Source organism: Pseudomonas sp. TE3644 (assembly GCF_056278815.1).
In genome coordinates this window covers 4,343,870-4,357,192 of sequence record NZ_JBWBQF010000001.1, presented here as the reverse complement: position 1 = coordinate 4,357,192, position 13,323 = coordinate 4,343,870, and the positions used below count along the sequence as shown (strand labels likewise).

General features: G+C 63.4%; 10 protein-coding genes. 5 read left to right on the top strand and 5 right to left on the bottom strand.

Annotated features, from left to right (window positions below; genetic code table 11):
* Positions 1-203: 203 nt before the first annotated feature.
* Positions 204-779, bottom strand: a complete 576-nt coding sequence (locus tag ACZ9GA_RS19055) for an ANTAR domain-containing response regulator (RefSeq protein ID WP_457361228.1) — start codon at positions 777-779, stop codon at positions 204-206.
* Between the two features lie 15 nt (positions 780-794).
* The gene (locus ACZ9GA_RS19050) at positions 795-1,997 is read right to left on the bottom strand and encodes a CmpA/NrtA family ABC transporter substrate-binding protein (protein ID WP_457361229.1); all 1,203 of its coding nucleotides are present in this window, start codon (positions 1,995-1,997) and stop codon (positions 795-797) included.
* 316 nt (positions 1,998-2,313) lie between these two features.
* Here ACZ9GA_RS19050 and ACZ9GA_RS19045 point away from each other — a divergent pair, with 316 nt between their 5' ends.
* The gene (locus ACZ9GA_RS19045; RefSeq protein WP_457361230.1) at positions 2,314-3,336 is read left to right on the top strand and encodes a quinone-dependent dihydroorotate dehydrogenase; all 1,023 of its coding nucleotides are present in this window, start codon (positions 2,314-2,316) and stop codon (positions 3,334-3,336) included.
* Between the two features lie 208 nt (positions 3,337-3,544).
* On the opposite strand, the gene rmf is transcribed toward ACZ9GA_RS19045, so the two are convergent.
* Positions 3,545-3,760, bottom strand: coding sequence for a ribosome modulation factor (gene rmf, locus ACZ9GA_RS19040; RefSeq protein WP_008368461.1), 216 nt, complete (start codon positions 3,758-3,760; stop codon positions 3,545-3,547).
* 538 nt (positions 3,761-4,298) lie between these two features.
* Here rmf and rlmKL point away from each other — a divergent pair.
* Complete coding sequence (gene rlmKL, locus ACZ9GA_RS19035; RefSeq protein ID WP_457361231.1) at positions 4,299-6,563, top strand: bifunctional 23S rRNA (guanine(2069)-N(7))-methyltransferase RlmK/23S rRNA (guanine(2445)-N(2))-methyltransferase RlmL; 2,265 nt, start codon at positions 4,299-4,301, stop codon at positions 6,561-6,563.
* A 192-nt stretch (positions 6,564-6,755) separates the two neighbouring features.
* Complete coding sequence (locus tag ACZ9GA_RS19030) at positions 6,756-9,143, top strand: sensor domain-containing diguanylate cyclase (protein ID WP_457361232.1); 2,388 nt, start codon at positions 6,756-6,758, stop codon at positions 9,141-9,143.
* Between the two features lie 98 nt (positions 9,144-9,241).
* Here the strand turns inward: ACZ9GA_RS19030 and dacB are convergent, their stop codons facing one another.
* Positions 9,242-10,705, bottom strand: a complete 1,464-nt coding sequence (gene dacB / locus ACZ9GA_RS19025; RefSeq protein ID WP_457361233.1) for a D-alanyl-D-alanine carboxypeptidase/D-alanyl-D-alanine endopeptidase — start codon at positions 10,703-10,705, stop codon at positions 9,242-9,244.
* A gap of 230 nt (positions 10,706-10,935) precedes the next feature.
* Here dacB and ACZ9GA_RS19020 point away from each other — a divergent pair, with 230 nt between their 5' ends.
* Positions 10,936-11,280 carry a YggL family protein gene (locus ACZ9GA_RS19020; protein ID WP_027978478.1) on the top strand — a complete coding sequence of 115 codons (345 nt, stop codon included), beginning with the start codon at positions 10,936-10,938 and terminating at the stop codon, positions 11,278-11,280.
* 70 nt (positions 11,281-11,350) lie between these two features.
* Here ACZ9GA_RS19020 and ycaC read toward each other — a convergent pair whose 3' ends face one another.
* Entirely contained in the window at positions 11,351-11,974 is a 624-nt protein-coding gene (gene ycaC / locus ACZ9GA_RS19015) for an isochorismate family cysteine hydrolase YcaC (protein ID WP_457361234.1), read from the bottom strand.
* 299 nt (positions 11,975-12,273) lie between these two features.
* On the opposite strand from ycaC, the gene sohB reads away from it, so the two are divergent.
* The gene (sohB, locus tag ACZ9GA_RS19010; RefSeq protein WP_457361235.1) at positions 12,274-13,296 is read left to right on the top strand and encodes a protease SohB; all 1,023 of its coding nucleotides are present in this window, start codon (positions 12,274-12,276) and stop codon (positions 13,294-13,296) included.
* Positions 13,297-13,323 lie beyond the last annotated feature (27 nt).

The following is a 13,323-nucleotide window of genomic DNA, read 5'->3' as shown; positions in this document are numbered from 1 at the left end:
AGGCGAGAAGGAGTGCGACGTCTTTGTCGTTCAGTGTGGGCAACCGCCGTTGGCTACCTGGCATTCACAAAGCAAACCTTGGGCCAAGTGTGTAACCCTGTAGCCGCTGCCGCCAGGCTGCGCTGGCCGGTGTGAGCCCCAGGCATCTCCAGTGGGGTCCAGGGCCAGCGCAGCCTGGCGGCAGCGGCTACGGTGTCAGGCGGTTAACCGAGTAATTCGTTCATGGCAATGATCTGCTCCGCCACCTGAATCAGCTTCTGCTGCCGGCTCATGGCCTGGCGGCGCATCAGCGTGTAAGCCTCCTCTTCGTTGCAGTTCTTCATCTTCATCAGCATGCCCTTGGCCGTCTCGATGCGCTTGCGCTCCGCCAGTTGCTGATCGCGCGCGTGCAGTTGGGCGCGTAGGTGCTGGTCGCTTTCAAAGCGCGCCATGGCCACGTCCAGGATCGGCTGCAGGCGCTGGGCATGGATGCCTTCGACGATGTAGGCGCTGACGCCGGACTTGATGGCCTGGCGCATCACCTGCGGGTCGTGCTCGTCGGTGAACATCACGATCGGGCGCGGCTGGTCGCGGCTGACCAGCACCACCTGTTCCATTACATCGCGCCCCGGTGACTCGGTATCGATCAGGATCACGTCGGGGCGCACCGTTTCGACGCGCGCGGGCAGGTCGATGGTCAGGCCCGACTCATCGATCACATCGAAGCCGGCCTCCACCAGTGCCGCCTTGAGGCGCCCGACTTTTTTTGCAGTGTCGTTGATCAGCAGAATCCGCAGCATGGTCATGGGCCCCTGTCAGTGATCAGCCAGGGCGTGCAGCGCGAAGCTGCGCGCGTAGCCGGCGGGGTCGCTGCCGTCCCAGACCTTGCCGTCGATCAATCGACTGCTGCGCAGGTCGGCGGCATTGACCGGCACCCCCACCGACGCGGCGGCGGCCCGGTACAGCTCGGTCTGCTGGACCTTGCGCGCCACGGCCAGGTAGTCCGGGTCGTCGCGCAACAGCCCCCAGCGGCGGAACTGGGTCATGAACCACATGGCGTCGGACAGCCATGGCTGGTTGACCGTGCCGTCGGCAAAGAAGCGCAGGGCGTGGGGGTCCTGCCACTGATTGCCCAGGCCGTCCCGATAGGCGCCCAGCATCCGCGGCTCGATGGCCGACAGTGGTGCGTCCAGATAATCGGCACCACTAAGCAGTTGCGCGGTGCCGTGCAGGTTTTCCGGGCTCTGTTCGATGAAGCGGCTGGCCTGCAGCACGCTGGCGATCAGGGCGCGGGCGCTGTTGGGGTGTTGTTCGGCAAAGGCCTGGGTGCAGGCCAGGACTTTTTCCGGGTGGTCGGGCCAGATGGCCTGAGAAGTGGCCAGGGTGAAACCCAGGCCCTGGTCCACGGCACTGGCGGCCCACGGCTCGCCCACGCAGAAGCCGTCGATGCGCTCGGCCTGCAGGTGCGCGACCATTTGCGGTGGCGGCACCACCACACTGTCCACGTCGTTGAGCGGGTGAATGCCCTGCGCCGCCAGCCAGTAGTTGAGCCACATGGCGTGGGTGCCGGTGGGGAAGGTCTGGGCGAAGGTCAGGCGTGCGCTATTGTGGTGCGCATGTTGGCTCAATGCCTGTGCATGGGTCACGCCGACGGCTTGCAGGGTAGGGGACAGGTTGATGCTCTGGCCATTCTGGTTCAGGCCCATCAGCACCGCCATGTCATGGGCGGGCGTGCCGCCAATGCCCAGGTGCACGGCGTAGACCATGCCATACAGGCTGTGGGCGGCGTCCAGCTCACCGCTCAGCAACTTGTCGCGCAACCCGGCCCAGGACGCCTGGCGGTGCAGGTTCAGGGTCAGGCCGTGGGGCTGGGCAAAGCCTTGGGTGGCGGCCACCACCAGCGAGGCGCAGTCGGTCAGGGCCATGTAACCAATGTTCAGGCTGGTTTTCTCCGGCGCATCGCTGCCGGCCACCCAGGCCAGGGGGTCGTGGATCTCGGTCATCGTCGTGCTGTCCATGAAAAAGGCGCCGTCCCACCGCGTGCAGGGCACGCAGCAGTGACGACGCCATTGTCGACGGCCTGTGCCGCCGTTGGCGCAGGCTCTGATGAAAGGCAACGACGCAAGACATGTGCCACGTTCCCTCCTGCCTCTCACCTGTGGGACCGGGCGAAGCTCGGGAAGACTGCCCCGCGGATGTCAGGACTGGCCTCTTCCCGAGCTTCGCCCGGTCCCACAGGTGAGGGGGGCGCCAAGCAAGGGATTTGCCCCACAGCGAGTGCAATTCCCGTATAATCGCCGCCCTCAACGATCTTCCAACGAGTCATGCCCGCCCATGTATAACCTGGCCCGCCAGCTGTTGTTCAAACTCTCTCCGGAAACCTCCCACGACCTGTCCCTGGACCTGATCGGCGCAGGTGGCCGCCTGGGGCTCAACGGTTTGTTGACCAAGCAGCCGGCGCGTTTGCCGGTCACAGTCATGGGCCTGTCGTTTGACAACCCGGTGGGTCTGGCCGCAGGCCTGGACAAGAACGGCGCGGCCATCGACGGTTTTGCCCAGCTGGGCTTCGGTTTTGTCGAGATCGGCACGGTCACCCCGCGCCCGCAGCCTGGCAACCCCAAGCCGCGCATCTTCCGCCTGCCCGAAGCCACTGCCATCATCAACCGCATGGGCTTCAACAACCTGGGTGTCGACAACCTGCTCGAGCGCGTGCGCGCTTCCCAGTACAAGGGCGTGCTGGGCATCAACATCGGCAAGAACTTCGACACCCCGGTTGAGCGTGCCGTCGACGACTACCTGATCTGCCTGGACAAGGTCTACGCCCACGCCAGTTACATCACCGTCAACGTCAGCTCGCCCAACACCCCGGGTCTGCGCAGCCTGCAGTTCGGCGAGTCGCTCAAGCAACTGCTGGATGCCCTGGCCGTGCGCCGTGAAGTGTTGGCCGTGCAACATGGCAAGCGTGTGCCGGTGGCGATCAAGATCGCCCCGGACATGAGCGACGAGGAAACCGTGCAAGTGGCCCAAGCCCTGCTGGCCTCGGGCATGGACGCGGTGATTGCCACCAACACCACCCTGAGCCGCGAAGGCGTCGAAGGTCTGGCCCATGGTGACGAGGCGGGCGGCCTGTCCGGCGCGCCGGTGCGCGAGAAGAGCACTCATATCGTCAAGGTGCTGGCCGGTGAGTTGGCCGGGCGCATGCCGATCATTGCAGCCGGTGGTATCACCGAAGGCAAGCATGCGGCTGAGAAGATCGCCGCCGGTGCCAGCCTGGTGCAGATCTATTCGGGCTTCATCTACAAGGGCCCGGCGCTGATTCGCGAGGCGGTGGATGCCATCGCTGCCTTGCCACGCTAATCGCTTTGTAGCCGCTGCCGCCAGGCTGCGCTGGCCGCAAGCCTCGCTGTAGATCTCCAGTGTACTGAGGGGCCAGCGCAGCGTGGCGGCAGCGGCTACGAGGCGGCATAAAAAAGGGGCCCTCTAGAGGGGCCCCTGGGCTCTCGCCCGCCGCCCGTTGGGGCGCGCATGGTGAATCAGAAATAATGTAAGAGAAAAATCGTCCTCGTCAGCCGACCGCGTGAAGTTCGTTGAGTCTGTGAATGCCCGCAGTGCCAGTCATACCGTCCCAGTTGTCGCCGCGTCCTTCGCGCCAGCCGTTGATCCATGCCTGACGAACAGACGGTAGAGTAAAAGGGCAAAGCTCGCGGGATTTGCCATGGATGCCGTACTGGTATCCGCGTAAAAATGCTCGTTCCAACGGATCACGCTTAAGTCTTCTCATAGGGTGTTGCCCTCGTCTGTTGACTGTTATGTCCCGTCGGCCTCGTCTGAGGCCGGGCAGAGTCGTTCTGCCGGTTTTTGACGCTCGCTGCCGGCGTGGCGAGCAATGGTGCCGTACCGTTGCGGTGCGGCCTGTAGTGATTTCTAAACAAAGCGTTCTTTGATGTGAACGACCGTTTTGTCATAAGGACGTAACGATTATGGTGTCGCGACCATAAGTAAACGGATGCTTCAAATGCGAATGGCGGTCAAACCCGGCTATGATCAGCGTTACAGCACGCATAATGGGACGGTGCCATCAAGGATTGATGGCTAAATGCTTTTCAGTATTAAGCGACGAAGGGTAATTTTTACCCACGCTGTTTTGCAGAATTTTTTTCTGCCGGGAGGATCAAAGGCTGTTCGACAGCCGATATCTGGTCCCGGCGGTCGACACCACGGTGGTGTCACACGGGCGCTTCTGCAGAAAAGCGCCTGGTTAAACTCGGGAAGGGTGATGCGTTGCCCTTTCACTTATGGCTCAAACCCCTGGATACCCCATGTCGGATCGTTACGAACTCTTCCTCACCTGCCCCAAGGGCCTCGAAGGCCTGCTTGCTGAGGAAGCCACCGCGCTTGGCCTCGAAGACACCCGCGAACACACCTCCGCCGTGCGCGGCATGGCCGACATGGAAACGGCCTACCGCCTGTGCCTGTGGTCGCGCCTGGGCAACCGCGTGCTGCTGGTGCTCAAGCGCTTTGCCATGAAGGACGCCGAAGACCTCTACCACGGTGTGCATGACGTCGAGTGGGCAGACCATCTGCTGCCCGACGGCACCCTGGCGGTGGAGTTCAGCGGCCATGGCTCGGGCATCGACAACACCCACTTCGGCGCGCTGAAGGTCAAGGACGCCATCGTCGACAAGCTGCGCACCCCCGAGGGCGAGCGCCCCAGCGTCGACAAGCTCAACCCCGACCTGCGCGTGCACCTGCGCCTGGACCGTGGCGAGGCGATCCTGTCCCTGGACCTGTCCGGTCACAGCCTGCACCAGCGCGGCTACCGCCTGCAGCAGGGCGCTGCGCCACTGAAGGAAAACCTGGCCGCCGCCATCCTGATCCGCTCCGGCTGGCCGCGCATTGCCGCCGAAGGCGGCGCGCTGGCTGACCCGATGTGCGGTGTGGGTACTTTCCTGGTGGAAGCCGCGATGATCGCCGCCGATATCGCGCCCAACCTCAAGCGTACCCGCTGGGGCTTCAGCGCCTGGCTGGGCCACGTGCCGGCCCTGTGGCGCAAGCTGCACGACGAAGCACTGGCCCGCGCCGACGCCGGCCTGGCCAAGCCACCCCTGTGGATTCGCGGCTATGAAGCCGACCCGCGCCTGATTCAGCCGGGCCGCAACAACGTCGAGCGTGCTGGCCTCAGCGACTGGATCAAGATTTACCAGGGCGAAGTGGCGACCTTCGAGCCGCGCCCCGACCAGAACCAGAAAGGCCTGGTCATCTGCAACCCTCCCTACGGCGAGCGCCTGGGTGACGAGGCCAGCCTGCTGTACCTCTACCAGAACCTGGGCGAGCGCCTGCGCCAGGCCTGCCTGAACTGGGAAGCGGCGGTATTCACCGGCGCCCCGGACTTGGGCAAGCGCATGGGCATCCGCAGCCACAAACAGTATTCGTTCTGGAACGGCGCGTTGCCGTGCAAGCTGTTGCTGATCAAAGTGCTGCCCGACCAGTTCGTCACCGGCGAGCGCCGCACCCCCGAGCAGCGCGCACTGGAACGCGAGCAAGCCGACGAGCAGGCCACCCAGCCGGCCGCCGACCCGTACGCCCGCGTCAACAAGAACGGCAACCCGATCAAGCCGGCACCGGTGGTGGTCGAACAGGCGCGCCTGAGCGAAGGTGGGCAGATGTTCGCCAATCGCCTGCAGAAAAACCTCAAGTCGCTGGGTAAATGGGCCCGCCGCGAGAAGGTCGACTGCTACCGTGTGTATGACGCCGACATGCCCGAGTACGCCCTGGCCATCGACCTGTACCACGACTGGGTGCACGTGCAGGAATACGCCGCGCCTAAATCCATCGACCCGGAAAAGGCCCAGGCCCGTCTGTTCGACGCCCTGGCCGCCATTCCCCAGGCGCTGGGCATCGACAAAAGCCGCGTGATCATCAAGCGTCGTGAGCGTCAGAGCGGCACCAAGCAGTACGAGCGCCAGAGCACCCAGGGCCAGTTCACCGAAGTGCAGGAAGGCGGCGTCAAGCTGCTGGTCAACCTGACCGACTACCTGGACACCGGCCTGTTCCTGGACCACCGGCCAATGCGCCTGCGCATCCAGCGCGAGGCGGCCGGCAAGCGCTTCCTCAACCTGTTCTGCTACACCGCCACCGCCAGCGTGCACGCCGCCAAGGGCGGTGCGCGCAGCACCACCAGCGTCGACCTGTCCAAGACTTACCTGGACTGGGCGCGCCGCAACCTGTCGCTCAACGGCTATTCGGACAAGAACCGCCTCGAGCAGGGTGACGTGATGGCCTGGCTGCAAGCCAGTCGCGACGAATACGACCTGATCTTCATCGATCCGCCGACCTTCTCCAACTCCAAGCGCATGGAAGGTGTGTTCGATGTGCAGCGCGACCACGTCGAGCTGCTGGACCTGGCCGTGGCGCGCCTGGCCAAGGATGGGGTGCTGTACTTCTCCAACAACTTCCGCAAGTTCCAGCTCGATGAGCACTTGGGCGAGCGTTATCAGGTGGAAGAAATCAGCGCCCAGACCCTGGACCCGGACTTCGCCCGCAACAGCAAGATTCACCGCGCCTGGAAGATTCAGGCCCGATGAACGGTAGCCCGCGTCGGCGCTGACTGACGTACATTTTGGCTACATCATAAAAGGGCTCCTGAGGAGCCCTTTTTGCTACCCTCATGATCAACAATTTCGCTTGATGACTCACTAGGCAAAATACTGGCAAATAGCTATAACTGAGCCAAAGCCACAGTGATACGAAGCACGCCGGCGTTGTGAGTTCTACTTATGTCGTTGCATGCCGTTCGCCCGAAAATACTTGGCTTTATCAGTGAGGACGCTTCTGCCTGGCTGATTGCATCGCTGGCCCTGGCGGCTGGCGCACTGGTCACCAGCCTGCTGGCGGTCGGCGCGTCGGAGCTGTACCAGCGCCAGCTGCGGCAGCGTTTCGAATTGCTCGCCAACGAGCGCTTCAGTCGCATCGAAGAACGCTTCCAGGACCAGGCGCAACGGCTGGATGGCCTGCGGCGTTTTTTTAGTTACTCCGACGAGGTCAGCCGCCATGAATACGATGGCTATGCCGGCCCGTTGCTGTTGCGCACCCAGGCTTATTCCTGGCTGCCCCGGGTGACGGAGGCAGACCGCGCGGCCTTCGAGCAGAAAGCGCGGGACGCCGGCATCGTCGATTTTTCCATCCGTGATCAGACCGCCGACGGCACCCTGGTGCCTGCGGCCAGGCGCGCCGAGTATTATCCGGTGTTCTACACCCAATCCCAGACCCGCCTGCGCCTGCCGCTGGGCTTTGATGTCAATTCCCAGGCCTCGCGCCATGAAACCTTGCAGCGCGCCCTTAAAACCGGCGGCCTGGCGGTGACGCCGCCGGTCAACCTGGTGGGTGTCAGCGAGCGCTTCAGCCGTGGCGTATTGATGGTGGCGCCGGTGCCGGGCAAGCCTGATGGGCCACCCCTGGGCTTTGTCTCTGCGGTGATCAGCCTGGGGCAACTGTTGGGCGAGGGCCTGCCGGCACAGACCGACGACAATCTGCACGTGCGCATTCTCGACCTGTCGACTGCCGGCGATCACGAGGTGCTGTACGAGTCCAGCAACGCCCGGGTGCCCCAGGCCTTGATCGCCACCCACCTGTTGCGCCTGGCCGACCGGGATTATCAGCTGGATATCAGCCCCAGCCCGATGTTCGCCGAGGCCAACCACAGCTCGCCGGTCACGGTCATGGTCACCCTGGGCGCCTTGCTCAGTATGTTGCTCAGTGCCTTGCTGTACAGCCTGGTCAGCCAGCGCCAGCGCGCCCTGAAACTGGTGGAGCAGCGCACGTCGCAGTTGCGCAGCAGTGAGCAGGCCTTGCGCATCACTCACAACCAGTTGCGCGGCATCCTCAACGCCGCCACCCAGGTGGCAATCATCGCCACCGACCTGCGCGGTCTGATCACCACCTTCAACGCCGGTGCCGAACGCCTGCTCGGCTACACCACGGAGGAGGCGGTGGGGCATCTCACTCTGCAGAACCTGCATCTGAGCGAGGAACTGGTGGCACGGGCCTGCACCCTCAGCGCCTATTACGAGCGGCAGATCCCCCTGGCCCAGGCCATGCTGGTGGAAACCCCGGGCGAGGGTGGCGACCAGGCCCGGGAATGGACCCTGGTGCGCCGCGATGGCAGCACCGTGCTGGTCAACATGCTGGCGACCACGGTGCTCGACGAGCAGGGGCAGTGGGTAGGGCACCTGGCCATTTGCATCGACATCACCGAGCGTAAACGCGTGCATGAGGCCCTGGCGGCCCGTGACCAGCTATTGCGCAAGCTCAGTGCCGAGGTGCCGGGTGGTATTTACCAGTTCCGTCTGGACCCCGACGGCAGCACCAGTTTCAGCTGGGCCAGCGACGGCATCCGTGACATCTACGAAATGGAGCCCAGTGCCCTGCGCGAAGACGGCCGTATCGTCATGCAGCGCATCCACCCGGATGATGGTGAACGGGTGCTGGAGTCCATCCGCTATTCTGCAGAACACCAGACCCCCTGGCGCGAAGAATACCGCGTGCAGCTGCCGCGTCAGGGCCTGCGCTGGGTGCGCGGCGAAGCCACCCCCGAACCGCTGCCCGGTGGCGGCACCCTGTGGCATGGCTACCTGACCGACATCACCGACCTCAAGCGCGTGGAGGAAGAGCTGCGCGCCTTGTCGGTGACCGACGTGCTGACGGGCATTCACAACCGCCGCTACTTCCAGGAGCGTCTCAAAGCCGAGCTGGAACGTGCCGAGCGTGGCCACCTGAACCTGGCGGTGATCATGCTCGACATCGACCATTTCAAGCGCATCAACGACCAGTTCGGCCATGCCGTGGGCGACCACGTGCTGCAGAGCATCTGCGAAAAAATCAGCCACCGCCTGCGCCGTACCGACGTGTTCTGCCGGCTGGGCGGGGAAGAGTTCATGGTGCTGTGCCCCGGTTCCACGGGCGAGCAGGCGCATGCGCTGGCACTGGAGTTGTGGCAGGGGTTGCGCCATGCCGAGGTGGAAGGTGTGGGTGTCGTGACCGCCAGCTTCGGCGTGGCCGGCTGGCGGCGGGGTGAAGGGGCGGATGCATTGTTGTTGCGGGCGGATTCGGGGGTGTATGCCGCCAAACAAGGCGGCCGCGACCGCGTAGAGCCAGAATTGCCATGATGTAGCCGCTGCCGCCAGGCTGCGCTGGCCCTGTGCGCCACTACAGATCTGCAGTGTACAGGTGGGCCAGCGCAGCCTGCGGCAGCGGCTACAAAGGTTTAGGGATTCAGCGAAACGCCCTGGTTCCCCACCTTAGGCTGACGATACAAATCCAACAACGCCTGATCCAGCACCGACGACGCCCCCCACGGCTTCGGATCGTTCAAAATAGCCACCACCGCCCAGGTGTTGCCATTGTCATCGCGGCTGAACCCGGCAATCGCCCGCACGGTATTCAGGGTGCCGGTCTTCACATGCCCTTCACCCGCCAATGCGGTGGTCTTCAGGCGTTTGCGCATGGTGCCGTCGGTGCCGATGATTGGGAGCGAACTCATGAACTCCGCCGCGTACGGGCTCTTCCACGCCACTTGCAGCATGGTTGCCAGCTCGCGGGCGCTGACGCGTTCGCCACGGGACAGGCCCGAACCGTTCTCCATCACCAGGTGGCTGGCTGGGATACCCTTGCGCGCCATCCACGCACGGATCACGCGCTGGGCTGCCTTGGCATCGTCCGCATCGGCATCCGTGCGATAACGCGCGCCAATGCTCAGGAACAGCTGCTGCGCCATGGTGTTGTTGCTGTATTTATTGATGTCGCGAATGATTTCCGCCAGGTCTGGCGAGAAGGCCCGGGCCAGCAGCTTGGCGTCCTTGGGCACCACGGCTTCGCGGTCGCGGCCGGCGATGCTGCCACCCAGTTCGGCCCAGATCGCCCGCACGGCGCCAGCGGTGTAGGTCGGATGATCCAGCAACGACAGGTAGGTCTGCGAGCTGCAGCCTTCGCCCAGGTTGCCGCTGACCACCACGCTGATGCCGTCCTGTGCGGTGACTGGGTTGTAGCGCACGTCGCCGCCGCACTGCTTGCTGGCCAGCGCCTTGACCTGGTTGTCGATATGGATGCTGGCGATCGGCGGCTCTACCGTCACCGACACCTTGCCACCGTCGTTGCGGGCCACGAAGCGCAGGGCCTTGAGGTTGACCATCAGCGCGTCCGGACGCACCAGGAACGGCGCGTTCTCATCACCGCCATCGTCATCGAATACCGGCAGGGTGGGTTGGATAAAGTAGCTGCGGTCCAGCACCAGGTCGCCGGTGATCTGCAGCACGCCGTTGGCGCGCAGGTCACGCATCAGCAGCCACAGCTTTTCCATGTTCAGCTTGGGGTCGCCGCCGCCCTTGAGGTACAGGTTGCCGTGCAGCACGCCGTTGCTCAGGGTGCCGTCGGTGTAGAACTCGGTCTTCCACTGGTAGTTGGGGCCCAGCAGCTCCAGCGCCGCGAAGGTGGTGATGGTCTTCATGGTGGAGGCCGGGTTCACCGACACGTCGGCGTTGAACACCGTGGGCGTGCCCGGTGCGCTCAGCGGCACCATTACCAGTGATAGCGAATTGTCGGGGATCTTGCTGGTCTTGAGCGCTTGCGCCACTTTGGGTGGCAGGGTGGTGTCGACCTGGGCCGCGTGGGCGGGCAGGGCGAGGGGCAGCATCAGGCTGGCGAAAAAAAGAGGGCGAAGCGATTTGATCATGGTGAAAACGACCCTGCGTGCGAGGGGTGAAAAAAATGAGGGCGCGAAAAGATGAAAGCCCCCGGACATGAAAGTGTCGGCATTATGCCCCAAGGGTTTAGCCCTTTGGCCCCGCCTGACAGCTAATTCATGATTTTTTCGACACTTGGGCGGGTTTGCGTGCAGGAAACGGGCAGGCACGCGCCGAAACTGGTAAAGTGCCGCGCGTTAATACTCAAGAGGATTGTTTCATGGCCACTAACCGTTCCCGCCGTCTGCGCAAAAAACTCTGCGTGGATGAATTCCAGGAGCTGGGTTTCGAACTGAACCTGGACTTCAAGGAAAACCTGGACGACCAGGCAATCGACGCATTCCTCGACGCCTTCCTGGTTGAAGCCATGGACGCCAACGGCCTGGACTACGTCGGTACTGATGACGTCGGCCTGGTGTGCACCGTTCAGCGTGGCTCGGTCAACGAAGAGCAGCGCGCTGCCGTTGAAGCCTGGCTGAAGGGCCGCGACGAGCTGACCAAGATCGAAGTCAGCCCACTGCTGGACGCCTGGTACCCGGAAAAGCCGATCAACCCGGTCGCCTGATTCCGTTGTACAAAAAAGCCGCTGACTTCAGCGGCTTTTTTGTGCCCGTAGCATAGATGCAGATGGGCGCTTACTTTGCCGCAACGGCCGCGTAGCTGTTCATCAGGTTGCGGTAGTTGGGAATGCGCTGGGACAGCAGGTTGCCCAGGCCTTCAATGTCGTTGCGCCAGTCGCGGTGCAGTTCGCACGCCACCGAGAACCAGTTCATCAGTTGCGCACCGGCGGCGCTCATGCGGGCCCAGGCGGCCTGTTGCACGGTGGTGTTGAACGTGCCGGAAGCGTCGGTCACCACGAACACATCGAAACCCTCGGCCAGCGCGCTCAGGGTCGGGAAGGTCACGCACACGTCGGTGACCACACCGGCGATGATCAGTTGCTTGCGGCCGGTGGCCTTGATCGCCTTGACGAAGTCTTCGTTGTCCCAGGCGTTGATCTGGCCGGGGCGGGCGATGTAGGGCGCGTCGGGGAACATCTCCTTGAGTTCCGGTACCAGCGGGCCGTTGGGGCCTTGTTCGAAGCTGGTGGTGAGGATGGTCGGCAAGTCGAAGAACTTGCCGCAGTCGGCCAGGGCCAGCACGTTGTTCTTGAACTCGTTGGGCGAGAAATCCTGCACCAGGGAGATCAGACCAGCCTGGTGGTCGATCAACAGCAGTACGGCGTCGTTCTTGTCCAGGCGCTTGTAGGAAGTAGTCATGGTTCAGTCCTTTTGAATCGAGAGATGAGGGTGTGTGATTTCGCTTCCGGCCAGCTCGTTGTGGTGAGGGGCTGCGGTATGGGGGTTACTTTACGGAAGGTGTTTATGCGGGACAATCCAGCATAAAACGAAATCAATGTTTCTATTCTGGGGACAGTTAGGCAGTCTGGTTGAGCGGCGCCTGGTCCGCCCTGGTTTTTCGAGCGCAGGCGGCGTTGCAGCCACCTCCATCCCAACCGTTAGACACCCACAATCTCCTCCCCGTAGAATGACCCTTTGAAGCCTTTGAGGTACCCCCCGTGGAGTTTCTCTCCGAGTACGCGAGTTTTCTTGCCAAGACCGTTACCCTGGTCCTGGCGATCATCGTGGTATTGACCGCCATCGCCGCCCAGCGCGGCAAGGGCCGGCGCAAGACTGCCGGCCAGTTGCAGGTCAGCAAGCTCAACGATTTCTACAAGGGCCTGCGCGAGCGCCTGGAATCGACGCTGCTGGACAAGGACCAGCTCAAGGCCCTGCGCAAGCAGGAAGCCAAGGCCGAGAAGAAAGGCAAGAAGAAAGCCGAGGCCAAGCCGCGGGTGTTCGTGCTCGACTTCGACGGCGACATCAAGGCCTCGGCCACCGAAAGCCTGCGCCACGAGATCACCGCGCTGCTGACCCTGGCCACCGCCAAGGACGAAGTGGTGCTGCGCCTGGAAAGCGGCGGTGGCATGGTGCACAGCTATGGCCTGGCCAGCTCGCAATTGGCGCGCATTCGTCAGGCCGGCGTGCCGCTGACGGTGTGCATCGACAAGGTAGCGGCCAGCGGCGGCTACATGATGGCGTGCATCGGCGAGAAGATCATCAGCGCGCCGTTCGCCATCCTCGGCTCCATCGGCGTGGTGGCGCAGTTGCCCAACGTCAACAAGCTGCTGAAGAAGCATGACATCGACTTCGAAGTGCTGACCGCCGGCGAGTACAAGCGCACCCTCACCGTGTTCGGCGAAAACACCGAGAAGGGCCGGGAGAAGTTCCAGGAAGACCTGGACATCACCCACCAGCTGTTCAAGAACTTCGTGGCCCGCTACCGGCCGCAGCTGGCCATCGACGAAGTGGCCACCGGTGAAGTGTGGCTGGGCGTGGCCGCGCTGGAAAAACAACTGGTGGACGAGCTCAAGACCAGCGACGAGTACCTGGCCGAGCGTGCCGCCAAGGCCGAAGTGTTCCACCTGCACTACGCCGAACGTAAAAGCCTGCAAGAGCGCGTCGGCCTGGCCGCCAGCCACGGTGTCGAGCACCTGGCCGGCCGGGTGTGGGAGAAGGTCAGCCGGCGCCGCTTCTGGTAAACGCCCAAGCCTTATCTACCACCGGGG